The organism is Pontimicrobium sp. SW4, from assembly GCF_039954625.1.
Classification (GTDB): Bacteria; Bacteroidota; Bacteroidia; order Flavobacteriales; family Flavobacteriaceae; genus Pontimicrobium.
In genome coordinates, this window is record NZ_CP157199.1 from 3,259,252 (window position 1) to 3,283,965 (window position 24,714).

A 24,714-nucleotide genomic window follows, 5' to 3' on the forward strand; every position below is an offset into this window, starting at 1 on the left:
GATATGAGAAGCCTTTGTTTCTTTTTTTTATGTTTTTTTTGTCTCTTCACTAGTGCCCAGGAAATAACAGTTTTAGATGCAACAACTAGCGAACCAATTTTAGGCGTAGCAGCATATAATTCGAGTAAAACGAAAAGCACTATTTCTGGATTTGATGGCAAAATAGTACTTGATATTTTTTCTGAAAATGAAAAAATAACTTTTCAACATATTGCACATATTACAACGACACTTGTTAAGTCAAATATTACAAATATTATTTATTTAAAGTCTAAATCGCAAGATTTGGATGAAATTGTAATTTCTGCCTCAAAGTTTGAGCAAAGCAAAAAAGAAGTGCCTCAAAAAATAATGAGTATTAAGGCAGAAGATGTGGTGTTTAGTAATCCGCAAACAAGTGCAGATTTGCTTCAAAACTCGGGACAAGTCTTTATTCAAAAAAGTCAAATGGGAGGCGGAAGCCCTTTAATAAGAGGATTTTCTACAAATAGACTCTTAATCTCGGTTGATGATGTTAGAATGAATACGGCTATTTTTAGAGGAGGTAATGTGCAAAATATTATATCTATAGACCCTTTTGCTATTCAAAATACAGAGGTGATTTTGGGTGCAGGATCCGTTATCTATGGGAGTGATGCTATAGGTGGTGTTATGAATTTTTATACAAAAAAACCAAAATTATCAGAATCGGATTCATTGTTGTTAAAGACAAATGCCATTTTAAGATATACTTCTGCTTCAAATGAAAAAACAGGCCATTTAGATGTTAATTTAGGGTATAAAAATTGGGCATTTTTGACCAGTGTAAGTTATACAGATTTTGACGATTTAAAAATGGGAAAATTTGGACCTAATGATTATTTGCGTAATGAATATGTAAATACTAGTAATGGTATAGATATTATTACCCAAAATGATGATCCAAGAGTACAAAAATTTACGGGTTACAACCAAATAAACCTGCTTGAGAAAATTCATTATAAAGCTAATGATAAATTGCATTTTGATCTAGGAATACATTATTCCGTAACTTCTGATTACCCACGATATGATAGACTTATGAGGTATAGTGGTAATGAACTGCGCTCTGCTGAATGGAGTTATGGCCCACAAAAATGGTTTATGGGAAATATTAAAATGACCACTTTAAGTAGCAAATCTAATTTATACGATAACTTTAAGGTTACCGCAGCTTATCAGAATTTCCAAGAAAGTAGAATAGATAGAAATTTATACTCAGATTCAAGAAGAATTAGAGAAGAAAATGTAGATGTGTTAACTGCCAATTTAGATTTTGAAAAAACCTTATCCGACACTTCAAGGTTATTCTATGGTGCAGAATATGTTTATAATACAGTTGGTTCTAAAGCAAAAGAAACTTCTATTTCTTCAAATACATCTCAACCTATTGCAACAAGGTATCCTCATGGCTCTACTTGGCAGTCTATTGCAGCATATACGAGTTATAAATATAAACCAAATAGTAAGTTTACATTTCAATCAGGTATTAGGTTTAATCATATATCTATAAATGCAAATTTAGAAGAAAACAATGCATTTTTAAACCTGCCTTTTAGCGATGCTAGTATTAATACTGGTGCTTTTACGGGAACAGCAGGTATCAGTTGGGCACCAAACAAAATATTATTGTGGAAATTAAACACATCTACAGCATTTAGAGCACCAAATATTGATGATGTGGGTAAAATATTTGATTCTGAACCAGGATCTGTTGTAGTACCCAATACTAATTTAAAATCCGAATATGCTTACGGAGGTGAATTAGGCTTAGTTTTAAATATTAATGATGACGTAATTTTCGATTTAGCAGCCTACTACACCTATCTTGATAATGCATTGGTTAGACGTGATTTTACTTTAAATGGAGAAACTCAAATGATGTATGATGGTGAATTGAGTGATATTCAAGCAATCCAAAATGCTTCTAAAGCATGGATTTATGGTTTTGAAGCTGGAGTTAAAATCTCTTTTAATGACTATTTAAAATTAACATCACAATATAGTATTACTAGAGGGACTGAAGAGGATAAGGATGGAATAGAAGTTCCAGTGAGGCATGTGGCTCCAAGTTTTGGAAACACGCATTTAATTTGGGATAAAAACAAATTAAAATGCGATGCATTTATAAATTATAATGGAGAATTATCTAACAATCAACTAGCATCTTCATTAGTAGATTATATTTTTGCCTTAGATGAGAATGGAAAACCGTATGCACCATCTTGGTATACCTTAAATTTTAGATCTCAATATCATATTAGTCCATCTACATCCTTAATTGCTACAATTGAAAATATTACAAATCAATTATATAGACCTTACTCCTCTGGTATTGCTGCTCCAGGGACTAACGTCATTTTATCTTTAAAGTATAGTCTATAAGAACAAAAAAGCGAAGAGAAATCTTCGCTTTTAACATTTATTCGATAATAAGATTAATATTTTTTAACAGTTTTTTTAGTAATAACGTTGTTATTATCCAGTGTAATTTTAGCGATATAAGGCGCTTGCCTTAAGTTAGCTAGTTTTAAAGTTTCGTTATTACTATTCACATTAAAATCATATAAAACACGTCCTTGTAGATCAATAATTTTAATGGCATTCATTTTATTTGAAGCGTTTAACTTAAACTGTACATCTCCATTTTTATGTTCAATAATAGAAAGCGCATTTTCATCAAAAGCGATATCATTTAAAGATAAAGCAGCTTCGCTAAAAGCAATTTCAAAACGATCGTTAAATTCTCCAACTTCCGAAGTAAAGTTATAATCATTATCTTTTAAATTATGGAGCACGTTTAATAACTTATCTTTTAAAAATATAGGATTATCATTTAAAAAGCTCCCTTGTAGTTGAGGAACAGACAAAGTATAAATTGTTGCGATATCTATTTTAGTAGAGTAGCCAACTTTAATAACTTCATCTTTATTAATACTATTCATATCTTTTCCTTGAATAACAAATCTCTTAGGATCATTTTCTATAATGGAGTATAAAATAGCCGAAGCATCAGAAGCTAAGTTTTTAGGCGTATCATATGCCATTCCATCATTAGCATCAGTAGCCCCTTTAGCATAAGCGACAAGAATTTGGTTAAAGACTCCATTATCTGAAGTTAAGTTTAACCACAGTTTATTCGTTTTATTAGAAGCTCTAAAGAACTGGTCATTATTACCAGTTACTCTCATAGAATTATTAAAAACAACAGTCCCTTCACTAATATCACCAGTAGTAGCATCAGGAGTAGCAGCATCAGAATAAACAACAAAGAAACCTTGACCAGAAGGGATGTTTCTTGATGGTATTGTACCATCACCACCAGCAGTTTGTCCAATGGCATTAATAACTGCATAGTCAGAACCAGCAAAGTTTAAATTTTGATTTCCGTTAGCGGTATTAGAAGGTGCAGTATTTTGTGACCAAAGAAAGATAGCACCATCCAAAGCAGCATTATGAGGTGTGTTAGTAGCAATAATACTATTAGAGGCTAAAAACAAATCAGCATCAATAGCAGAAGGATATGGGTTTCCAATGAAATTCCAATTATTATCATCTGTATTAGAATCATTCCTATAAACAGGAACAGTAATAACACCATTATTAAAAGGGCCTTCAAAAATGTAATCAAATTGATATGGCGGACTAGAAAATGGAGGTCCAATAAAAAGAGCTTGTGAATGAGTAGAAGCATATCCAACTCCAGGAGTCATCACAGTAGCTCCACTAACAAAAGCCCAATCATCACCGTTGTCATCAATATCATCTTGACCAGGAACAGTAGCATTGTTATTGTTAGTTTCCATAGTTGCATCTAAAAAATTGGCACCATTATAGGAAAAACGTCTATCAGGTTGTGAAAAAGACAAACCTGTTTCAATTGTTTCGCCAAATACAGGAGAACTCCAATAGGTATATTCATACCAATCATTCATAGGAGCAGTTTTCTTTACAACTTGTATTAATCCATTATTGGTAACGGTAGCTGTATTATTATTTTGAACGACAGCACCTTGAGGATTTACAATTATAGTACCATCAACGATTATATCATTTTCAACTTCTATGTAATTACCGTTAGTAACGGTTAATGTATTACCTGCATTTACTGTTAAGTTACAAGCTGTAAAACTTCCATTTGTAGTTGTGTTATAAACATCATTAATAATAACAGGGTCATTCACTGTTGGTGTTCCTGGAATATCCCAATTACCAGCTTGCCAAGTATAAGTTGTTCCTCCATAGCATGGAATTGCATTTACTGAACCATTAAAAGTAAAGTCATTAATACTAAAAGTTCCATTTACACTAGAAGCTCCCCAACCATAAACCCGATAAGTAATTGTAGTAGTAATATTTTGATATGTAGCGTTAGATAAATCTATAGCTGATCCAGTAAAAGCAGGAACACCTATATCAGAAATATATCCATCAACACTACTTCTTATAGCTAAATTTGTTGGTCCAGTAGCTGAAGTTTGACCTGTATATTCAAAACTGATAAAATCAATTTCATAACCTGCATTTGGATTTAATGTAAATTCAAAATAAGAATTAGCATCCAATGTTGCAGTATTCCAACTTGAGGCATTATATCTATTATTTGTGTTTGTCCCAGTTAATCCAGTTCCTCTTCCTATTCCAGAAACAGTAATATTTGGATCAATAACTTGACCATTTGTGAAAGGATTGAAATTATTTGGCTGATTTCCGCCAACTCCATCAATATTATTTGTAAAAATACTTTGCCCATAACTAAAGCTAGAAACTAAAAAAAGTAATATAAATGTAATTTTGTATTTCATTTGCTAAGCTTAAAATATTAGAGTTATATCTAATTTTATAGTTTAGATAACTATAACTTTAGTAAAAAAGAAAACAACTTCTCAAAATTAATGTAAATCAAGTACTTACAGAAACATAAAAAAAGGAGTACGTCGATGTTTTTAACTATTTAGACGAAAAACAATCCAATTTTAACAAGTAAGAAGATATTTATAACTAAAAAGAGAGTAAGCTTAAAGAGTAGTTAATATTTTTTAACAGTTTTTTTAGTAATAACGTTGTTATTATCCAGTGTAATTTTAGCGATATAAGGCGCTTGCCTTAAGTTAGCTAGTTTTAAAGTTTCGTTATTACTATTCACATTAAAATCATATAAAACACGTCCTTGTAGATCAATAATTTTAATGGCATTCATTTTATTTGAAGCGTTTAACTTAAACTGTACATCTCCATTTTTATGTTCAATAATAGAAAGCGCATTTTCATCAAAAGCGATATCATTTAAAGATAAAGCAGCTTCGCTAAAAGCAATTTCAAAACGATCGTTAAATTCTCCAACTTCCGAAGTAAAGTTATAATCATTATCTTTTAAATTATGGAGCACGTTTAATAACTTATCTTTTAAAAATATAGGATTATCATTTAAAAAGCTCCCTTGTAGTTGAGGAACAGACAAAGTATAAATTGTTGCGATATCTATTTTAGTAGAGTAGCCAACTTTAATAACTTCATCTTTATTAATACTATTCATATCTTTTCCTTGAATAACAAATCTCTTAGGATCATTTTCTATAATGGAGTATAAAATAGCCGAAGCATCAGAAGCTAAGTTTTTAGGCGTATCATATGCCATTCCATCATTAGCATCAGTAGCCCCTTTAGCATAAGCGACAAGAATTTGGTTAAAGACTCCATTATCTGAAGTTAAGTTTAACCACAGTTTATTCGTTTTATTAGAAGCTCTAAAGAACTGGTCATTATTACCAGTTACTCTCATAGAATTATTAAAAACAACAGTCCCTTCACTAATATCACCAGTAGTAGCATCAGGAGTAGCAGCATCAGAATAAACAACAAAGAAACCTTGACCAGAAGGGATGTTTCTTGATGGTATTGTACCATCACCACCAGCAGTTTGTCCAATGGCATTAATAACTGCATAGTCAGAACCAGCAAAGTTTAAATTTTGATTTCCGTTAGCGGTATTAGAAGGTGCAGTATTTTGTGACCAAAGAAAGATAGCACCATCCAAAGCAGCATTATGAGGTGTGTTAGTAGCAATAATACTATTAGAGGCTAAAAACAAATCAGCATCAATAGCAGAAGGATATGGGTTTCCAATGAAATTCCAATTATTATCATCTGTATTAGAATCATTCCTATAAACAGGAACAGTAATAACACCATTATTAAAAGGGCCTTCAAAAATGTAATCAAATTGATATGGCGGACTAGAAAATGGAGGTCCAATAAAAAGAGCTTGTGAATGAGTAGAAGCATATCCAACTCCAGGAGTCATCACAGTAGCTCCACTAACAAAAGCCCAATCATCACCGTTGTCATCAATATCATCTTGACCAGGAACAGTAGCATTGTTATTGTTAGTTTCCATAGTTGCATCTAAAAAATTGGCACCATTATAGGAAAAACGTCTATCAGGTTGTGAAAAAGACAAACCTGTTTCAATTGTTTCGCCAAATACAGGAGAACTCCAATAGGTATATTCATACCAATCATTCATAGGAGCAGTTTTCTTTACAACTTGTATTAATCCATTATTGGTAACGGTAGCTGTATTATTATTTTGAACGACAGCACCTTGAGGATTTACAATTATAGTACCATCAACGATTATATCATTTTCAACTTCTATGTAATTACCGTTAGTAACGGTTAATGTATTACCTGCATTTACTGTTAAGTTACAAGCTGTAAAACTTCCATTTGTAGTTGTGTTATAAACATCATTAATAATAACAGGGTCATTCACTGTTGGTGTTCCTGGAATATCCCAATTACCAGCTTGCCAAGTATAAGTTGTTCCTCCATAACATGGAATTGCATTTACTGAACCATTAAATTCAAAATCATCAATTCCAAAAATCCCTAGTGGAGCTCCTCCCCAAGCATATACTCTAAACGTAATAGCAGAAGTGATTTTTTGATATGTTGTGCTAGACAAATCTATAGTGTTAATTCCTGTTAAAGTTGGAGTACCAATATTACTAGAAAACCCATCTAAACTGCTCCTAATAGAGATGTTAGTTGGTGGCGTATCGTAAAAATTTATCGTCCTTCCAGTATAAATAAAATTAATAAAGTCAATGCTGTACCCAATATTTGGTGTTAGCTCAAACTCAAAATAATCATCAGTATGTAAGTCATTAGTCCAAAAATTGTAAGCAGCATAAGTATTTGCCCCACGTGCAGGTTGAACACGAGTTAACCCAGGACCTCTTCCTATTCCAGAAACAGTAATATTTGGATCAACATACTGTCCATTTACATAAGGGTTATCGGTAGATGGATCAGTGTCGGTTATTTCGTTAGAAAATATAGTTTGCCCATGACTAAAGTATAGAGCCCCAAAAAGGAGTATAAAAGTAATTTTATATTTCATTTGCTATTAATCTGATAAACAAAATAGTAGGGCAATTATTTTAGGTAATTAATTCAAATATATCTAGAAACTTAGTCTTATTACTACGGTAAAACCATAAACTTGCTACGGAAAATCCGTAATTAGTAGTAATAATTAATCGTTGAAGAAATTTTTAGAGTTTGTAATTAGTGCCTTATTTGGTTTCAATTACTATTTTTGAGGATGATTAATAAACACACTTATACAATAGACGAAGCTAAAAAGAAGCTTGAATATTACTGCGCTTATCAGGAACGTTGCCATAAAGAAGTAGCTCAAAAACTAAAAGAGATGTATATGATTCCTGAAGCTATTGATGTAATTATAGTGCATCTATTACAGCATAATTTTTTAAATGAAGAACGTTACACTAAAGTATTTGTGAGTGGCAAATTAAAAATTAAGAAATGGGGAAAGCGTCGGTTAGTTATAGAACTAAAGAAAAAAGATATATCTATAACTAATATTAATCAAGCACTTGCGGAAATAGATGAAAAAGAATATATACAGATTTTTAATGATTTAGCTGAAAAAAGATATAATTCTATTAATGAAAAGGATAAATACAAGAAAAAGAAAAAGCTAACAGATTATTTGTTATACCGAGGCTGGGAATCTTTTTTAGTATACGATAAAGTAAATGAATTGATTAAATAACAGTATCTTTCTTAATAAATTTATATCTATGAGAAATAGTATTACACTTCTAATATTGCTTAGTTTTTCTATAATGTTTTCACAAGAGAAAAGTGAAGCGAAACATTTTTGGAATGCTCTCCAAAATATATGTGGAAAATCGTTTGAAGGTACTTTGGTTTTACCTGAAAATGACGAACAATTTGGAGGAAAGAAATTGGTAATGCATGTACGCTCTTGTAGTGATAATGTTATCAAGATTCCGTTTTTTGTTGGAGACGATAAATCTAGAACTTGGGTATTAACTTTTGAAAATAATCGAATTCTGTTAAAGCACGATCATAGACATGAAGATGGGACAGAAGATAAAATTACCATGTATGGTGGTAAAACAACTAATGCAGGACAATCTACTATTCAAATTTTTCCTGCAGATGAAGAAACTAAAAATTTAATTCCTGCGGCTTCAACAAATGTATGGTGGATTACCTTAAATGATAAAGAGTTTTCTTATAATTTAAGACGATTAGGAACTCCCAGAGTGTTTAAAGTAACTTTTGATTTAACTAAGGAAATAGATATTCCATCTGCACCTTGGGGATGGAAAGATTAATTTTTTTGAAATAGGTTGTTAGTTCTAACTATTGCTTGTTCGTTTTTCCAATCAATCCATTTTTGACCTTTTAAACGCCGCATTACATTATCAAAATTGCGCATAACAAATACATTATAAATTGCTTTTGCTAAGTTTTTAGGATTTCTAGCAATAGCTCGTAAACTCATTGAAAACCCAGGCGTAATATATTTCATGTAGTGCCAATACCCTTCAGGCATGTATAATACCTCACCATGATTTAAGTTAGTAATGTAACCCTTAGCATTTTTTAAAGCAGGCCATTTTTTAAAATCAGGATTGGCAAAATCAATATCTTCTCTCGTTATAAGTGAATGTGGGATTTTATATAAATATTTGTTTTGCTTTTGGTCGAATAAAATACATTGTTTTTGACCCTCAAAATGAAAATGGAAAATATTGGCTAAATCTATATCATAATGCATAAAAGTATAAGAATTTTTACCTCCAAAAAAGAGCATAGGCAAGCTTTTCATAATGCGTAACCCAAAATTAGGATAGTTAAAATCTTTTTGTAGTTGTGGTACTTCTTTTAATATGTTCCACAAAAAGATTCTGAATTTTGTAGGCTCTTTTTTGAGTAAATCAATATACTCGCTCATTTTCATCGTGGTATGTGGCTCATTAAAACCGTCTTTATAATCTACTGGTCTATCATCATATAGAGGGACAGTTTTATCTCCTGCTATAGCCCTCATGTAATCTAGATTCCATTTAGAATAGGCTGGCCAATCTTCAATAAAGCACTCAATTACCACGGGTTTTTGTGGCTTAAAGTAATTTTTTATAAAGTCCTCTTTAGTGATAGTTTTAACACGAGGAACGTCTTGAAGATTTAGTTTCAAATGCTATAATTTTAATGTAGAAAACAAAGTTAAGAAAACGAATTAATTTATAGGCTTATTGTTTTTTAATAGGTAAAAACAACAATTACTTTAAAAAAATTGTGGATAGTTTATGGAATTAAATTACTATTTAAGTGCCTTAGCTTTTTCTTTTGCTATTTCATTACGCTCAATTTTATGGTCTGGTCGCGTCCACTTTGGTTTTTCACCTAAAGAGTTATAATTGGATTCGGTCGCTTCTACAGTTTGCGGTTGTACTTTTTTAGTAAATGGTTTTTGTGGATTTAAACCTAAAACTTCAAACATTTTTAGGTCTTCATTTACATCTGGATTAGGTGTAGTAAGTAACTTGTCTCCTGCAAAAATAGAGTTAGCACCTGCAAAGAAACACATAGCTTGACCTTCACGACTCATTTGGGTGCGTCCTGCACTTAATCGTACCTGAGTTTCAGGCATTACTATTCTAGTAGTTGCAACCATACGAATCATTTCCCAGATATCAACAGGTTTTTCATTTTCTAAAGGTGTTCCTTCTACAGCAACTAATGCATTAATAGGGGTTGATTCAGGTTGAGGATTTAAAGTAGATAAGGCAACAAGCATACCAGCTCTATCTTCTAGACTTTCTCCCATACCAATAATACCACCAGAACAAACGGTTACATTTGTTTTTCTTACATTATCAATGGTATCTAAACGATCTTGATAACCTCTAGTAGAAATTACTTCTTTATAATATTCTTCTGATGAATCTAAATTATGATTGTAAGCGTATAAACCAGCTTCGGCCAAACGCTTTGCTTGATTTTCAGTAATCATACCGAGTGTACAACATACTTCCATATCTAGCTTATTTATAGTACGAACCATTTCTAAAACTTGGTCAAATTCTTCGCCATCTTTGACATTTCTCCAAGCAGCTCCCATACAAACTCTAGAACTACCAGTAGACTTTGCTCGTAAAGCTTGGGCTTTTACTTGTTGCACAGTCATTAAATCATTCCCTTCAATATTGGTATGATAGCGAGCCGCTTGAGGACAATAGCCACAATCTTCAGAACAACCTCCAGTTTTAATAGATAATAATGTACTTACTTGAACAACATTTGGATCGTGTTGTTTGCGATGAATAGTAGCTGCTTCATAAAGCAACTCCATCATTGGTTTATTATAAATGTCTAGAATTTCTTCTTTGGTCCAGTTGTGTCTCGTTTCATTCATAGTACAAAAATAATAAAACAGATTTTTAAGAGGTCTTTTTTATATAATATAAGTTAAAAAAACTCGCTTGGAAAGCGAGTTTAAGTATTATTGATTTTCCGAAGAGGTTTCTTCAGTCTTGGGTTCTTTATACTTCAGGTCTTTACCTTTTAAATATTCAGGTAATTCCATTCCTGCCATATTAAACATTTCTTGCAATGGAGGCACAGATTGGTACATTCCTGACAAGAAATTTGCAGTAGAGGTTTTACCATTTTTTGAATTGCCTCCTTCCCAAACAGTCACCTTGTCAATTTTAATGTTTTTGATTGCTTCTGCTTGTGTTTTTACCAATTCGGGTAATTTATCGGCAATTAAAAGTAGTACAGCATCTTTGGAATTATTACCTGCCGCTTTCACGATTTGATCTAAACCTGCCGCTTGTTTTGTTAATACCTCATATAACCCTTGGGCTTCTGCTTGCGCTTTAAATAAAATAGCATCTGCTTCCCCTTTTGCACGTCTTCTAATTTTTTCAGCCTCAGCTTCTGCATCAATCTCTACTTTACGTTTATCAATTTCAGCTGGAACAATTATGTCTGCCATTTGAGAAGAACGTTCTCTTTCAGCTCTTACTGCTTCTGCTTCTTGCTCAGCAGAATATGACTCTTGTAATGCTTTTGCTGTTTGTACTTTTTCTGATGCAATAGCAACACGCTCGGCTTCAGCTTCTCTTTGACGACGCAAAGAGTCGGAGTTTGCTACTGCAATTTTTGCAGTATTTTCACCTTCTACCGCTTGGGCGTTTGCTGCGGCAACTTGTGTACGTTCATCTTGAACGGCATTGGCCTCACCAATCGAGCCATCCCTTGTTTTTTCCGCTACCGATTTACGCGCAGCATTGATAGCATGTGCAGCAGCCTCTTTACCTAAAGCTTCTATATATCCTGACTCGTCAACAATATCTGTAATGTTTACGTTGATGAGTTTTAAACCCACTTTTTTAAGTTCAGATTCTACACTTTGAGAAATATTGGTTAAAAATTTATCTCTATCAGAATTAATTTCCTCAATATCCATGGATGCAACTACCAAACGCAGCTGACCAAAAATAATTTCTTGTGCTAATTCTTGAATTTCATTTTGCCCTAGACCTAAAAGCCTTTCAGCAGCATTTTGCATAATTCCAGGTTCTGTGGAAACACCAATTGTAAAACGAGAAGGAACATTTACACGAATATTTTGTTTACTTAAGGCATTAACTAAATTTACTTCAATAGAAATTGGTGTTAAATCTAAAAATTGATAATCCTGAATTACTGGCAAAATAAATGCCGCGCCTCCATGAATACATTTAGCAGATTTTCCACCTCCAACTTTACCATAAACTACTAGAATTCTATCCGAAGGACAACGTTTATAACGTCGTATGAGTACGATTAAAAAAAGGAATATAAATAATACTCCAAAAATAAGAGCCATGGGAAGTCCTAGATTAAAGGCTTCCTGAGTTATCAGTGATTTCATAAGTATGTTGTTTTATTGGTTCTATTGGTTTTCTCGTAATATCGACAATTAAAATTCCGTTTTCGGTGACATCTATTACCTTAATGATGGTTCCCGATTTTAATTCTGTAAAAGAATCTGTGAGCGCATCCAGCTCTCGCATAGCGCCTTGAACGCTTACACTTACTTTGCCGATTTTAGAACGGTTGGCACCAATGGTGAGATACACCTCTCCTATAGCGTTAATAGCATTCTTATAATTTAAGGTACCACTATCGCTTAATTTTTGCATAAAATAAAACATAGTAGCCATAATACTCATCATAAGTAATCCAGAGAGTGTAGAAATAATTATTGTAAGGGTTGTAGAAAGACCCGCATCTATACAAGCAATACCACTCCAGCCAAAAAGTGTAAAAAACCCAACAAGATTTTTAAAAGTGATAAACTGAAAGCCCATGCCAGTATCAGCATCAATTTCAGCATCAACCTCAACCTCATCGGCATCACCTCCTGTAAAAGCTAAAATTATTACTATTAAAAAAATAATGGATCCAATAATTGAAATGAGCCAATATATTTTTGCTAGCAATTCTAAATTTGAAAACCATTGTTCCATAATTTGAAATTTTTAAGATTAGAAATATAGAAACTTTACTTTTGCAAAGCAAAATTATACTACACTATATTAAGGAAAAATATTAACTTTAAATCAAGTTATATTGAAAGTATAATGGATACTGCATTCCCTCCAAATCCTACAGCATTTACTAAAACTCTGTTAATGCTTTTCGGAAGTGAATTATTATTAAAAAAAGGGGTTGCAACAAACTGTTGTTTCTGTAACATCAAAATTGCAAATTCAATACTTAGCATTCCAGAAGAACCTAAAGTATGTCCTACTTTCCATTTATTAGTAGTCAATGCAGGAATTTTGTTACAAAATATTTTTTCAATTGCGTTTACTTCTGCCTGATCCCCTTTAATAGTTCCTGGAGTATGAGTAACTATAATATCAATATCATTAGGAGACAAATTACCTAAAGCCATCGACATCGATTTTTGAAAACATTCAGCATCAGTTGACAAAGAAACATTGTGTTCTAATACTTCTGTGGCATAACCAAAACCTTCTATTATGGCTAGTGCATTTTCAGTTCTTCCTTTTTCCATAGAAGCAACTGATGCGCCTTCTCCCAAAATTATTGAGTTGTGTTTTTTGCCTAAATCAAGAGCTTTACACGGATAATCGTTAGAGCCTTTAGAGTAGATTTTCAAAGCCTGCATTTGTGCAACTGTAAAGGAAGTTAAAGGCGCTTCACTTCCTCCAATTAAGAATTTATCTGTCATTCCTGAATTAATCCAAGCAATTCCATTTAATAACGCATGCAACGCAGTAGAACATGTAATAGAGTGACTAATTTCTGGACCTTTAGTTTGTAAATCATGAGCAACCCAAGATGAAATATTACCAAGTGTTGTGGTAGGTGATGATAAGGTATTGGCTTTATTATTTTGTAAAAACTCTTTATGATAGGTTTCAAAAAGTGCTGTAGCTCCTCGTGAAGAACCAATATTTATTCCAAAGTTATCCGAGGTATTCCATTGTGCTTTTTTTATAGCATTTCTGGATGCTAAAATGGCATATAATACCGAGTTATCTAAGGATTTATATTTATTATCAGAGATTCTTAATTTTTCTATTTCTTTTTTTGACTCATCATTAATTGCAGCAACTAAAGCTGTACCGTGTGAAAATTTTTTCTCAGTAAAACAGTGATCTTTATTTTGGTAGTTTTTCCAAACAGTCTCTAGATTATTTCCTAATGGTGAAATAGAAGAAATAGCAGTAATTGAAATGGGTTTATGCACGTGGTTTTTCTTTTGGCAAAAATACAGGTATTTAAAAAAGGAGCATAGCAAAAATGTAACAATTAGATTTTATAAATAACTTATCTTTATAGAAAGCTATTATTATGGAAGAAATTAAACAGAAGAGTTGGTTTGACAGAAATTGGCCTTGGTTAATTCCAGTAGGAGGCTGCTTAACAATTATCTTATTATTTGTTTTTGGTATTGGAGCTATAATATTTGGAGTTTCAAGTGCCATTACTAACTCCACACCTTATACATATGCTGTAGAACAAGCATCAAATAGTCCTGAAGTAATGGCTATTTTAGGAGAGGATATTGACACAAATGGTATCATGCAAGGAAATATTTCTTTAGAAGGAGGTGATTCGGGACATGTAGATATTACAATTCCAATTAAAGGCCTCAAAGGAAAAGGTTCTGTAACTATTAAAGGGGAAAAAGTTGATGGCGAATGGATATATGAAAAGCTTTACGTTTTAATTAAAGAAGGTAAAGAAAAAATCAACTTGTTAGATAAGGTTTTAGATGGTGTCTAAAGTTTTTTCAATAACTGTATACACTTTTTCTAGTTGCTTTTCTGTAATTACATAAGGAGCTAAAATATAGATGGTATTTCCTAACGGTCGCAAACAGACGCCATTGTCCATAAAAATTTTAAATAACTGATTGCGTAAGCTCCCATAACGCTCCATTTCCACATTTAAATCAAGTGCATAAATAACTCCCAATTGTCTTGTTTCTGCAACTTTTGGGTGGTTTTTAATGCGATTATCAAATGTTTTATGTGATCGTATAATGCGTATTATGCTATCTTGAATGTCTTCCGATTTTAGTAATTCCATTCCAGCTAGAGCAGCAGTACAGGCTATTGGGTTTGCAGAATAGGTATGTCCGTGAAAAAAGCCTTTAGAAATATCATCACTTAAAAAAGCATCATACACCTTTTGAGAACAAGATGTAATCGCCATAGGTACTAATCCTCCAGTTAAGGATTTTGCTAAACAAATTATATCTGGTTGATTTGTTAAATGTTCTGAAGCAAAGTTTTTACCAGTTTTTCCAAAGCCAGTCATTACTTCATCAGCAATAGCTAAAGCATTGTGTTTTTTTGTAATACTAAGTAGTTCATCTAAAAGGGATGCTTCAAACATTTTCATTGCAGCTGCACCTTGCACCAAAGGTTCATAGATAAAGGCTGCTACATTTTCAGTTTCAAGAAGTGTTATAAATTGTTGTTTTACATCTTCAAAATTATCTTTTGTTGGAACTGGAATACGAGCTACATCAATAAAAAACTCTTCAAAAGGGCCATTATAAACAGATAGTCCAGATACGCTCATGGCACCAAAAGTATCCCCATGAAAACCACCTTCGAAGGCAATAATCTTTCCGCGTTTTTCGCCATTATTAAAATGATATTGTAATGCCATTTTTATAGCTACATCTACTGAAGTTGATCCGTTATCTGAGAAAAACAGTTTTTGTTGATTGTTGGGTAAAATGTCAATTAAAGCCTCAGAAAGTTTAACAGCTGGTTCATGCGTAAATCCTGCAAAAACCACATGATCTAGTTGTTGCATTTGCTCAGAAACCTTGGTAGTTATATACTTGTTGCAATGTCCATACATGCAAGTATACCATGATGCAATTCCGTCAATATATTCATTCCCCTTATCATCATATAATAAAGTACCTTTAGCTTTGGTAATTGCTAAATGATTTGGATGTAGTTTATGCTGTGTTAAAGGGTGCCACAGATGTTTTTTATCGCGTTCTTGTAATGACATTTATTTACTCTTAAATAGATAGGTCAAATGTACAACACTCACACTTAAGAACACACCAAAATATGCAATAAACAGCAACCACATTACCGATATATCTAATAGATTGTATAGTGTATTTGGGAACACTAAAATTAATTGAGAAAAGAGAAAGGCAATACTATAAATAATCCATGTATAGTTAGAAATTTTGTGTTTAAGTTCTATCCAAATAAAAGGAACGTACAAACCTAAAAACAATAAATGTAACCATGCAATCAACAAGAAGCGATTTTGTTCTACTTGAGAAGCAATAAAAGGATGGCTACCTATGATGTTGCAAAACGCAATAAATAGTAAGATGAAATAGATAACCTGATAGGGTCTTTTTACAAACATAAAAGCACGCCAAAAACTAAGTAATACAACTAAGAGCCCTATGGAACTCAATGACCCAATAAGTTGAATTGCCCAATGATTAAAGCTATAATCTAATGAATGTGTATAAAGACCAATTAAACTAATGGCTATTATTTGCAAATGCCTCTTTTGTAAAATAACGGTGGATCTTTGTAAGAGCACAACTAAAAACCAGATAAAAAGAGATCCAAAATATTGAAAATGTAAATAAAAGAAAATGGACTGTTGATACCATGGCGAATCTTGCATACCCATAGCCATTAAAGGACCTAAACAATATGGTCCAATCGAGGAAATAAAATGAAATAGGATTCCAACTTTAATTAGTTGGATGAAGCGTCTATTTCCTTGCAGTCGTTTCCATAGACGAATTAGTAACACATAACTTATCCATAAATGTAATGTGGAAAACAGAATAGAAAACAAAGCATAACCTTGGATTATGAAAGTTATAAGCATCCCTACAACACAAACTTGTAATGCTAAATAAAGTTGATACGATTTTTTATCAATACCACTTGTGAAATTGCCCCAAATTAAAACAACTAAGGCATTAAATAGAAAGCCTAAGAGCATCACATGCGAATGCGAATGCAATACATTTTTAAAAGGAAAATTTGCAAATTCTCCAGTAAAAGCGTAACGTAAAACAAGACCAATAGTGGTTCCTAGAAACCCAAAAAGGATGGGATAAAACCAGAGTTGTTTATTTGTTATAACATATTTCATTGTTTGCGTCATGCTGAACTTGGTTCAGCATCTCATATTATGAGTAATCTAAAGTTTTAAGGTTTTGAGTTTAAATTTTTTAATAGTTCTATTTTCTATTGGTTATGTGACCCTGAAACAAGTTCAGGGTGACGTCAGTTTTTCTAAAGTTCCTTTAAAATGTTCAGCATATTCTTTAATCACATTTTTATCAAAATAAGGTTCTTCTTCTATACGTCCAATAACAGGAACTCCTGTCATTTTTTTTATAACGGTTTCTGTTGTTGGGTGTTCGTTCCCGCTAAAAAGAATAGATATATCAAATCCTCTTTCTTTCAACAAGTTTACTGTTAAAAGGGTGTGATTAATACTTCCTAAGTAATGTCTAGACACTACGATAACATGGTATTGAGGTTTGATAATATCAAGAATTGTTTCAGTATCATTTAGAGGCACTAATAAACCTCCAGCGCCTTCAATTACTAAGTTGTTTTTAGTTTTTGGCTCTCTAATTGCTTTTAAATTTATAGTTAAACCATCAATGTTTGCGGCAGCATGAGGGCTCATAGGTGTTTGTAACGCATAACTGTTTGGATGAAATTTTGATTTTGAGTTAGATACTAATTTTTCAACTTTTAATGTATCACAATTATTCAATTCTCCTGCTTGCACAGGTTTCCAATAATCGGCCTCTAGAGCTTCTGTAATAATTGCAGAAGCTATTGTTTTTCCTACTTCGGTAGAGATACCTGTTATAAATATTTTTTTCATTAAAAAATGGTTTTACATTCGTTACAGATATACTTTGTTTTTTCAAAGAATGGGAATAGCATATAGAAAATGTTTTTGCGCTCAGGAGGTGCTACTAAAATACGATTAGAATTGCAAGAAGCACAATGTAAATCATCACCATTTTTATCTTTTTGATATACTCTTATTTGATTATAAATCTCTACAGCTTTTGTAAAATCATCATCATGAACCATAAGTTTTACACCACCAATGGCTTGACTTATGAGTGGATCGGAGTCTATCGTTTTTTCATCCATTAGCATTGTTTTAATCCCTTCCGACTCTAATTTTGAAGTCATTACTTGAGCTTCAGTTGAATACTCAAATACTGCTAATATCTTATAATTATTTTGCATGAATTAATTGATTTCTTTTACAAAAGTAGCCAACAGAGTTAACACTTGTGTTACTTCTTTTTCTGAATTATAACTGTGTAAACAAAAGCGTAATCGTTCTTGTCTTTCAGGAACGGTTGGTGATAAAATTGGTTTTACGTCAAAGCTTTTATTTTGTAATAAAGTAGCTAAAGATTTTACTTTTTGATTTCCTGATAATATACAAGATTGTATTGCTGAATTACTTTCTATAAAATAATGTTCCAGTTCTAGTTGTTGCACTTCAGAATTAAACCATTCAATATTTTTTCGAAGCACACCAATACTATTCGTTATTGTTAATTCCTGATAAGCACTTTTAATAGTTGCTAAAGAGTGAGGTGGTAATCCTGTTGTATAAATAAAGGGTCGAGCAAAATTCACTAAATATTCTGTTAAAGATGTGCTGCCTAAAATAGCTGAACCATGACATCCTAATCCTTTTCCAAAGGTTACAATTCGTGCAAATACTTTATTTTCTAAACCAAGCTCTTGAATCAATCCACTACCATGCTCACCAAATACACCTAATGCGTGCGCTTCATCAACAACTATATACGCATCATGCTCATTACAAATTTTAGATAGGTATTTTAAGTCTGGAGAATCACCATCCATAGAAAACACACTTTCTGTAACCACATATATGGTTTCATCATGCTGAATTCGTTTCAGCAGCTCATCAAGATGAGCTAAATCATTATGCCTAAATTTATAGGCTTTAGAATTGCTTATAGAAATACCATCGCGAATAGAGGCGTGTATATATTCGTCGTATAAAATAGTATCACCGCGTTGAGGTATTGAAGCGAAAAAACCAACATTGGCATCGTAACCAGAATTAAAGATAAGTGCCGATTCACTTTTATGAAACTTGCGTAATAGATTTTCTACTTCTTTATATAATGAATGGTTTCCTGATAGTAAACGAGATCCTGTAGCTCCGTTGGTAAATAAACTATTATCAATTAAATATTGATGCGTTCTTTTAAAAATAACTTCAGACTTCGAAAATCCCAAATAATCGTTAGAAGCGAAGTCAATCAATCTGTTTTGACTACCCAATTGGCGAAGCGCATTAACCTCTTGCCTTTGATCGAGTTTTGTTTGTAATTTTTTAGGAAAAGACTTCATAGAAACAAATATAGATAATGGAAGGATAAAGAATTAGCAAAAACCTTAAAATCACATAAATTATCTTTTTAAAGAAATAAATTATTGTTTTTCGATAATTTTTATATATTTGTAATATCAATTAATCAAAAATAAAACGAAGTTATGTCTAATAATCAAGAAGTAAAACAAAGAATAGTTAAAGGGAATAAATTAGAGTGCAACGTTTGTAAGCATGACAAATTTTGGGGAAGAACGACTTTAATGAATACCCCTAAGATGACCTTTTTTAAACTAGATTGGGCAAATAAGAGCGCATTAAATTATATATGTAATAATTGCGGTCATGTACATTGGTTTATGAATAAGTAAAGAAAATTATGAAAACAAAAAGAATACTTAAAATAATGCATGTTTTTGCTTGGATTGCTTTTATTGGATTGTCCATTAAAGCTGGCGCTATTGTGATATCTTATTTTGTGAGTTTTGGTAATGTAGATGCTGCAAAGGATTTGTATGAAGGAATGAGTTATTTCGTTTATAAACAAAATAGTGAAGTTCATTATACTATACTGGTTTTTTATAGGATTTTGCAGTTTAGTATTCAAGCTTATATTGCTTTTCTTATAATAAAGCTTTTAAGTAATTTAAATATACAAAGGCCTTTTAATGTCAACGCATTAAGATTAATGCAAAGAATAAGCTTTAGCCTTATATGTCTTTGGGCAATAGTAGTAATACATAATATTCATGTAGGTATATTAGAAGCAAGTACAGGAATAAAGGCAACGCTTCTATCTAGCGAATTTATATACATAGCAGGTATTGTATACGTGTTTTCTTTATTGTTTAAAAGAGGGTTAGAACTTCAATATGAAAACGATTTAACTATTTAATCATAGTCACTTATGCTGTTTTGTTGTAACACATTTAACGAAAAAACACAGTTAGTAACTGACTATAATATTTAGCTATTAATTTTATATGAAGATTTTTACACAAGAATATAAAGAACAATGGAACCCATTAAGTAAAATCATATTCAGATTACTATTTGCTTATTTTGTTTTCTACATACTTCTAATGTTTTTAAACCCTCTTTTTGAAGTACCATTTAGATGGATTGGTGGAGAGGTTTTTAAAATAAATTACAAATATGAGGTAGGTGGTAATGGTAGTGGAGATCATACTTATGGGTATTTAACGTTATTTGTAACTATAATTTTAACTTTTTTAACGGTTGTTGTTTGGAGTATTATAGATAGAAATCATAAAAGTTATAATAAACTTTTGTATTGGTTTTTAGTATTTCTGCGTATTATTTTAGTAGCTGCAATGTTTCTTTATGGATTTGTAAAGATTTTTAAACTTCAATTCCCATCAGCTTCACTAACACATTTGCTTGACCCTTTAGGCGATTTTTCTCCAATGGGGTTAGCTTGGACATATATGGGGTTTTCAAAAGGCTTTAATGTATTTGTGGGATTTATGGAAGTGCTTGGTGGTTTACTGTTAATACCTAGACGAACACAAACACTTGGCTCATTTATAATTATAGGAGTAATGACTCAAGTAGCTATGATGAATTTTTGTTATGATATTCCTGTCAAATTACTTTCAGTTCATCTAGTCTTAATGGCTTTAGTGATATTTATAACAGACCACAGGTTTTTGAAAGTATTCGTAAAAAATAAAGCTGTAGAAAAATACAATTATTATCATCCTATTAAAAATGCTAAATATCATAAAGTCATTTTTTGGATTAAATCTATTGGCTTGTTTATTATTGTAAGTTTTATTTCCTTCAATTTTTATACAACAGAAAGACATAGAGGAGAAAACAGAAAAAAACCATTACTTTATGGTATTTGGGAAGCTACACACTTTATCAAAAATGGGGATACACTACAACCCTTAATTACAGATAAGTATAGATGGCGATATCTTATTATTGACTTAAAAGATGAAGCAACTGTAAAGACAATGGACGATGTAAAACATCAATATAAATTTGTAACAGACTCAGTATTTAAAAAAGTAATGATACATAAAGAGGATTTAGAATCTGAAGATTATAATTTCAACTATGAAAATCCAAATTCTGAATTTCTTCAACTGGATGGAATCATAGAATCAGATACGTTAAGTATTATATTTACGAAAATAGATCATGAAAAATTTAATCTAAACTCCAGAGGTTTTAACTGGATTAACGAACGACCATATAATAGATAAAACATGAAAAATAACACGACTATTTTAACAGTGATAACTTATGCTGTTTTATTGACAGCAGTTTCAGTGTTACTAAATGATATTAGAGAATTTGATTTGGAGCAATTTAAAGAATTTCAAAATTGGGCAAAAACGGCAAATAAAAATGAAAGTTGGTTTACTTCTAAAAATGCGATTAAGTGGAGTTATTATGTTATTAGTGCTGGACTCTTTTTTTGGAGAGGCTATCTTATTTATGGGTTTAGTTATTTTTTATCCATTTTAAATGAAGTTGATAAGGACAATTACTTTAGCGATAAAAATATTTCTTACTTCAAGAAGATTGGAAATATATTTATTGCCTACACTATAAATGTATTAGTGTTACGATTTTTATTGGCTTTAATTGGAAAGTCTTCTTTTAATTTCTTTACAGAACTTAAAACAGAATTTTCACTATTGATTCCTTGTGGTTTGGCATTTTATTTATTGGCAGAGATTTTTAAACGAGGAAAAGAGGCTAAAGAAGAAAACGACCTAACCATATAGATATAGCTTATGCCAATTATTGTAAATCTAGATGTTATGCTAGCCAAACGGAAAATGAAGAGTAAAGATTTAGCAGAAATTGTTGGTATAACCACAGCAAACTTATCGATTCTAAAATCTGGCAAAGCAAGAGCTATTCGTTTTTCAACTTTGGAAGCTATTTGTAAAGCATTAGAGTGTCAACCAAGTGATATTTTGGAGTATGTTGAAGATTAGTCTAGATGTTTAATTTCCCCAGATTCGATAGTTGCTTTTTTGTCTATCCATCTAAAATTATTTCTTTGAGTAGCATCTAATAAATCAACATTTAAGAGTTCTGATAACTCAAAAGCTATTAGAAAAGCATCTTTAAAATTAAACTCTTCATAAAGATCCCAGTGCTTATTTTTATTATTCCATAGATTGACTTGAAATGTACTTTCATTAATTGCATAAAGAGAAATATAGTCAAATTTTGGCATAGGTTGCCACTTACCGTATCTAAAAATTCCTATTGTAAACTCCCTTTTAAAAAGTTTTTTATCAAAATCAAAATAGCAATTTATGTTGTAATAAAAATAGATTGCCAAAAAGATGATAGGAAAAATGATTTTTAGAGTATCAAAATGAGCATAAAAATGTTTTTCCTTAAGAGAAAAATCCATAGTAATAAGAAAGTAAATAAAAAGACCTAGTGCAATTGTATAAAAAAGAGCTACAAGAATACGCCATTTTAAAGAGTTTTGTCGTTCTATATAAGTTACTACTTGTTGCACAATCAAATATAGCAATTATGGTTAATTTGCATAGAGATTAAAATACTATCTTAGATGCTTCAAAAACACTATTCACTTATCAATCATGAAAAAAATATTTTTATTAATTACACTTTTAGCATTTTTCAATTGCAAAGAATCAAATACGGAAGAAACATCAAAAGGTGTATCATCAACCTATGCTATTTCGTTTGAAAATGCTGTACATCACGAAGCAAATGTCGAAGCAACATTTACCAATTTAAAATCTGGTGAAGTAGAATTTAGAATGAGTCGTACTTCTCCAGGGCGTTATGCATTACATGAATTTATGAAAAATGTATATGCAGTTAAAGTAACCGACGGACAAGGAAACGAACTGGAAACTACAAGACCAGATCCTTATTCATGGAAAGTAAATGGACATGATGGTACTTTAAAAGTATCATATACATTATTCGCCAATAGAAGTGATGGAACCTATGCACAAATAGACGAAACACATGCACATTTAAACATTCCAGCAACATTTATATACGCACCAAGTTTAGCTAATGATGAAATAGAAGTAACGTTTAATGCTCGTGAAGACTTAAATTGGAAAATTGCAACCCAATTAAAACATAAAGCAGGAAACACCTATTACGCCAAAGATTTACAATATTTTATGGATAGTCCTACGGAAATTAGTAATCATGGTGTTCGTTCGTTTGATGTAAATGGGCAAACTGTACATTTAGTATTACACCATAATGGAACAGACGCTGAATTGGATGAGTATTTTGACAAAGTAAAGAAAGTAGTACTAGAACAAGAAGCAGTTTATGGAGAATTACCCGATTTCGATTATGATAACTATTATTTCTTAGCTTGTTATATCCCTAATGCATCAGGAGATGGTATGGAACATCGAAATTCAACAGTTTTAACATCTACTAGAAGTTTAGCTGATGGTGGTATGAATAGTAATATTGGTACAGTATCTCACGAATTATTTCATGCTTGGAATGTAGAACGTATTCGTCCGCAATCTTTAGAACCTTTCGATTTTGAAGAAGCAAATATGAGTGGAGAGCTTTGGTTTGCCGAAGGATTTACAAGTTATTATACCAATTTAGTTCTTTGTCGTGCAGGATTAATGAGTCAGGAAGATTATGTAAACGGACTTACAGGAACGTTTAATTATGTATGGAACTCTCCTGGGAGACAATTTTTTAATCCTATAGAAATGAGTTATCAAGCACCGTTTGTAGATGCAGCTCGTTCGGTAGACCCAGTAAATAGAGGTAATACATTTATTTCTTATTATTCGTATGGAAGTGCTTTAGGGTTAGCATTGGATTTATCACTTCGTGAAAACGATCTGAATTTAGATGATTACATGAAATCGGTTTGGACTAAATTTGGAAAGAAAAAACAGCCATATACTATTCCAGATTTACACAATGCGCTTAGCGAGTATGCAGGAAAAGAGTTTGGAGATAATTTTTTTAATAATTACATATACAAAAGTGATATGCCACAAATGAAGCGTTTGTTTGAAAATGTTGGAGTATCATTAACTCAAGATGATACAAAAGTAAGTTTTGGAGCAAGTGTGAGAGATGGGAAAGTTTTTGGAAACACCACAATTGGTTCTTCAGCTTATGAAGCTGGATTAGAAAATGGAGATACTATTATTCAAGTAGGAGACTATGTAATAAGTGATGAATTAGATTTCAATACCATAATAACGAAGTTTAAAGTAGGAGATGTAGCCAAAGTGGTATATGAGCGTTTAGAAAACAAAAAAGAAACAACCATAACTTTTAAACCAGATCCTTCATACGCTATAGGTATAAACGAGAATTCTAGCGATAAACAAAAAGCTACACGAGAAGCTTGGTTGATTAAAAAAAGTAAATAAT

22 protein-coding genes are annotated in these 24,714 nt (G+C 31.8%); 9 read left to right on the top strand and 13 right to left on the bottom strand.

Features of this window, described 5'->3' with window-relative positions:
- Nucleotides 1-3: 3 nt before the first annotated feature.
- Complete coding sequence (locus tag ABGB03_RS14985) at nt 4-2,403, top strand: TonB-dependent receptor (RefSeq protein ID WP_347923485.1); 2,400 nt, start codon at nt 4-6, stop codon at nt 2,401-2,403.
- A gap of 53 nt (nt 2,404-2,456) precedes the next feature.
- Here the strand turns inward: ABGB03_RS14985 and ABGB03_RS14990 are convergent, their stop codons facing one another.
- Nucleotides 2,457-4,823, bottom strand: coding sequence for a T9SS type A sorting domain-containing protein (locus ABGB03_RS14990; protein ID WP_347923487.1), 2,367 nt, complete (start codon nt 4,821-4,823; stop codon nt 2,457-2,459).
- A 224-nt stretch (nt 4,824-5,047) separates the two neighbouring features.
- On the bottom strand, nt 5,048-7,423 hold the full coding sequence (locus ABGB03_RS14995) for a T9SS type A sorting domain-containing protein (protein ID WP_347923489.1): 2,376 nt from the start codon (nt 7,421-7,423) through the stop codon (nt 5,048-5,050).
- A 204-nt stretch (nt 7,424-7,627) separates the two neighbouring features.
- Between ABGB03_RS14995 and ABGB03_RS15000 the strand changes: the two genes are divergently transcribed.
- Nucleotides 7,628-8,101 (top strand): RecX family transcriptional regulator, encoded by a 474-nt coding sequence (locus tag ABGB03_RS15000; protein ID WP_347923491.1) that lies wholly within the window; start codon nt 7,628-7,630, stop codon nt 8,099-8,101.
- Nucleotides 8,102-8,129: 28 nt separating this feature from the next.
- Complete coding sequence (locus tag ABGB03_RS15005) at nt 8,130-8,693, top strand: hypothetical protein (protein WP_347923492.1); 564 nt, start codon at nt 8,130-8,132, stop codon at nt 8,691-8,693.
- On the opposite strand, the gene ABGB03_RS15010 is transcribed toward ABGB03_RS15005, so the two are convergent.
- The 5 genes from ABGB03_RS15010 to ABGB03_RS15030 all read right to left on the bottom strand — a co-directional run bounded on the left by ABGB03_RS15010 (nt 8,690) and on the right by ABGB03_RS15030 (nt 14,137).
- Nucleotides 8,690-9,559: a cupin-like domain-containing protein gene (locus ABGB03_RS15010; protein WP_347923493.1), complete on the bottom strand. Its 870-nt coding sequence runs from the start codon at nt 9,557-9,559 to the stop codon at nt 8,690-8,692. The two genes, ABGB03_RS15005 and ABGB03_RS15010, sit on opposite strands and share 4 nt — an antisense overlap.
- A 126-nt stretch (nt 9,560-9,685) precedes the next feature.
- Nucleotides 9,686-10,780, bottom strand: coding sequence for a biotin synthase BioB (bioB, locus tag ABGB03_RS15015; RefSeq protein ID WP_347923495.1), 1,095 nt, complete (start codon nt 10,778-10,780; stop codon nt 9,686-9,688).
- A gap of 87 nt (nt 10,781-10,867) precedes the next feature.
- Nucleotides 10,868-12,286, bottom strand: a complete 1,419-nt coding sequence (locus ABGB03_RS15020) for an SPFH domain-containing protein (protein ID WP_347923496.1) — start codon at nt 12,284-12,286, stop codon at nt 10,868-10,870.
- Complete coding sequence (locus ABGB03_RS15025; protein ID WP_347923498.1) at nt 12,255-12,884, bottom strand: hypothetical protein; 630 nt, start codon at nt 12,882-12,884, stop codon at nt 12,255-12,257. The genes ABGB03_RS15020 and ABGB03_RS15025 overlap by 32 nt, the downstream gene beginning before the upstream one ends.
- Nucleotides 12,885-12,982: 98 nt before the next feature.
- On the bottom strand, nt 12,983-14,137 hold the full coding sequence (locus ABGB03_RS15030) for a beta-ketoacyl synthase N-terminal-like domain-containing protein (RefSeq protein ID WP_347923500.1): 1,155 nt from the start codon (nt 14,135-14,137) through the stop codon (nt 12,983-12,985).
- Nucleotides 14,138-14,241: 104 nt separating this feature from the next.
- Between ABGB03_RS15030 and ABGB03_RS15035 the strand changes: the two genes are divergently transcribed.
- On the top strand, nt 14,242-14,676 hold the full coding sequence (locus ABGB03_RS15035; protein ID WP_347923502.1) for a cytochrome c oxidase assembly factor Coa1 family protein: 435 nt from the start codon (nt 14,242-14,244) through the stop codon (nt 14,674-14,676).
- Here ABGB03_RS15035 and bioA read toward each other — a convergent pair.
- From bioA to ABGB03_RS15060, 5 genes are all read right to left on the bottom strand, one after another.
- The gene (gene bioA / locus ABGB03_RS15040; RefSeq protein WP_347923504.1) at nt 14,662-15,927 is read right to left on the bottom strand and encodes an adenosylmethionine--8-amino-7-oxononanoate transaminase; all 1,266 of its coding nucleotides are present in this window, start codon (nt 15,925-15,927) and stop codon (nt 14,662-14,664) included. The genes ABGB03_RS15035 and bioA overlap by 15 nt on opposite strands.
- Nucleotides 15,928-17,064 carry a hypothetical protein gene (locus ABGB03_RS15045; RefSeq protein WP_347923505.1) on the bottom strand — a complete coding sequence of 379 codons (1,137 nt, stop codon included), beginning with the start codon at nt 17,062-17,064 and terminating at the stop codon, nt 15,928-15,930.
- A gap of 111 nt (nt 17,065-17,175) precedes the next feature.
- Entirely contained in the window at nt 17,176-17,802 is a 627-nt protein-coding gene (bioD, locus tag ABGB03_RS15050) for a dethiobiotin synthase (protein WP_347923507.1), read from the bottom strand.
- Complete coding sequence (locus tag ABGB03_RS15055; RefSeq protein WP_347923509.1) at nt 17,802-18,179, bottom strand: DUF2007 domain-containing protein; 378 nt, start codon at nt 18,177-18,179, stop codon at nt 17,802-17,804. Before ABGB03_RS15055 ends, bioD begins: the two co-directional genes overlap by 1 nt.
- A 3-nt stretch (nt 18,180-18,182) precedes the next feature.
- A complete protein-coding gene (locus ABGB03_RS15060; RefSeq protein ID WP_347923511.1) occupies nt 18,183-19,331 on the bottom strand; it encodes an aminotransferase class I/II-fold pyridoxal phosphate-dependent enzyme in 1,149 nt (382 codons plus the stop codon).
- A gap of 359 nt (nt 19,332-19,690) precedes the next feature.
- Between ABGB03_RS15060 and ABGB03_RS15065 the strand changes: the two genes are divergently transcribed.
- The 4 genes from ABGB03_RS15065 (at nt 19,691) to ABGB03_RS15080 (ending at nt 22,289) form a co-directional block, all read left to right on the top strand.
- Nucleotides 19,691-20,206: a DUF2975 domain-containing protein gene (locus ABGB03_RS15065; RefSeq protein WP_347923513.1), complete on the top strand. Its 516-nt coding sequence runs from the start codon at nt 19,691-19,693 to the stop codon at nt 20,204-20,206.
- An 88-nt stretch (nt 20,207-20,294) separates the two neighbouring features.
- Nucleotides 20,295-21,545, top strand: coding sequence for a DoxX family protein (locus ABGB03_RS15070; RefSeq protein WP_347923515.1), 1,251 nt, complete (start codon nt 20,295-20,297; stop codon nt 21,543-21,545).
- A 3-nt stretch (nt 21,546-21,548) separates the two neighbouring features.
- Nucleotides 21,549-22,073 carry a DUF2975 domain-containing protein gene (locus ABGB03_RS15075; protein ID WP_347923517.1) on the top strand — a complete coding sequence of 175 codons (525 nt, stop codon included), beginning with the start codon at nt 21,549-21,551 and terminating at the stop codon, nt 22,071-22,073.
- A gap of 9 nt (nt 22,074-22,082) precedes the next feature.
- Entirely contained in the window at nt 22,083-22,289 is a 207-nt protein-coding gene (locus ABGB03_RS15080; protein WP_347923519.1) for a helix-turn-helix transcriptional regulator, read from the top strand.
- Here ABGB03_RS15080 and ABGB03_RS15085 read toward each other — a convergent pair.
- Nucleotides 22,286-22,828: a hypothetical protein gene (locus tag ABGB03_RS15085; protein ID WP_347923521.1), complete on the bottom strand. Its 543-nt coding sequence runs from the start codon at nt 22,826-22,828 to the stop codon at nt 22,286-22,288. The genes ABGB03_RS15080 and ABGB03_RS15085 overlap by 4 nt on opposite strands.
- Before the next feature lie 85 nt (nt 22,829-22,913).
- Here ABGB03_RS15085 and ABGB03_RS15090 point away from each other — a divergent pair, with 85 nt between their 5' ends.
- On the top strand, nt 22,914-24,713 hold the full coding sequence (locus ABGB03_RS15090; protein WP_347923523.1) for a peptidase M61: 1,800 nt from the start codon (nt 22,914-22,916) through the stop codon (nt 24,711-24,713).
- The last annotated feature ends 1 nt before the right edge of the window (nt 24,714 follow it).

Excerpts from the sequence above, each read along its gene's own strand:
- ABGB03_RS15075 (WP_347923517.1), top strand. The coding sequence starts at position 21,549 with ATGAAAAATAACACGACTATTTTAACAGTGATAACTTATGCTGTTTTA.
- ABGB03_RS15090 (WP_347923523.1), top strand. The coding sequence starts at position 22,914 with ATGAAAAAAATATTTTTATTAATTACACTTTTAGCATTTTTCAATTGC.
- ABGB03_RS14985 (WP_347923485.1), top strand. The coding sequence starts at position 4 with ATGAGAAGCCTTTGTTTCTTTTTTTTATGTTTTTTTTGTCTCTTCACT.
- bioB (WP_347923495.1), bottom strand. The coding sequence starts at position 10,780 with ATGAATGAAACGAGACACAACTGGACCAAAGAAGAAATTCTAGACATT.
- ABGB03_RS15070 (WP_347923515.1), top strand. The coding sequence starts at position 20,295 with ATGAAGATTTTTACACAAGAATATAAAGAACAATGGAACCCATTAAGT.
- ABGB03_RS15080 (WP_347923519.1), top strand. The coding sequence starts at position 22,083 with ATGCCAATTATTGTAAATCTAGATGTTATGCTAGCCAAACGGAAAATG.
- ABGB03_RS15000 (WP_347923491.1), top strand. The coding sequence starts at position 7,628 with ATGATTAATAAACACACTTATACAATAGACGAAGCTAAAAAGAAGCTT.
- ABGB03_RS15045 (WP_347923505.1), bottom strand. The coding sequence starts at position 17,064 with ATGACGCAAACAATGAAATATGTTATAACAAATAAACAACTCTGGTTT.
- ABGB03_RS15020 (WP_347923496.1), bottom strand. The coding sequence starts at position 12,286 with ATGAAATCACTGATAACTCAGGAAGCCTTTAATCTAGGACTTCCCATG.
- ABGB03_RS14990 (WP_347923487.1), bottom strand. The coding sequence starts at position 4,823 with ATGAAATACAAAATTACATTTATATTACTTTTTTTAGTTTCTAGCTTT.
- ABGB03_RS15060 (WP_347923511.1), bottom strand. The coding sequence starts at position 19,331 with ATGAAGTCTTTTCCTAAAAAATTACAAACAAAACTCGATCAAAGGCAA.
- bioD (WP_347923507.1), bottom strand. The coding sequence starts at position 17,802 with ATGAAAAAAATATTTATAACAGGTATCTCTACCGAAGTAGGAAAAACA.
- ABGB03_RS15055 (WP_347923509.1), bottom strand. The coding sequence starts at position 18,179 with ATGCAAAATAATTATAAGATATTAGCAGTATTTGAGTATTCAACTGAA.
- ABGB03_RS15065 (WP_347923513.1), top strand. The coding sequence starts at position 19,691 with ATGAAAACAAAAAGAATACTTAAAATAATGCATGTTTTTGCTTGGATT.
- ABGB03_RS15035 (WP_347923502.1), top strand. The coding sequence starts at position 14,242 with ATGGAAGAAATTAAACAGAAGAGTTGGTTTGACAGAAATTGGCCTTGG.
- ABGB03_RS15025 (WP_347923498.1), bottom strand. The coding sequence starts at position 12,884 with ATGGAACAATGGTTTTCAAATTTAGAATTGCTAGCAAAAATATATTGG.
- ABGB03_RS15005 (WP_347923492.1), top strand. The coding sequence starts at position 8,130 with ATGAGAAATAGTATTACACTTCTAATATTGCTTAGTTTTTCTATAATG.
- ABGB03_RS14995 (WP_347923489.1), bottom strand. The coding sequence starts at position 7,423 with ATGAAATATAAAATTACTTTTATACTCCTTTTTGGGGCTCTATACTTT.
- bioA (WP_347923504.1), bottom strand. The coding sequence starts at position 15,927 with ATGTCATTACAAGAACGCGATAAAAAACATCTGTGGCACCCTTTAACA.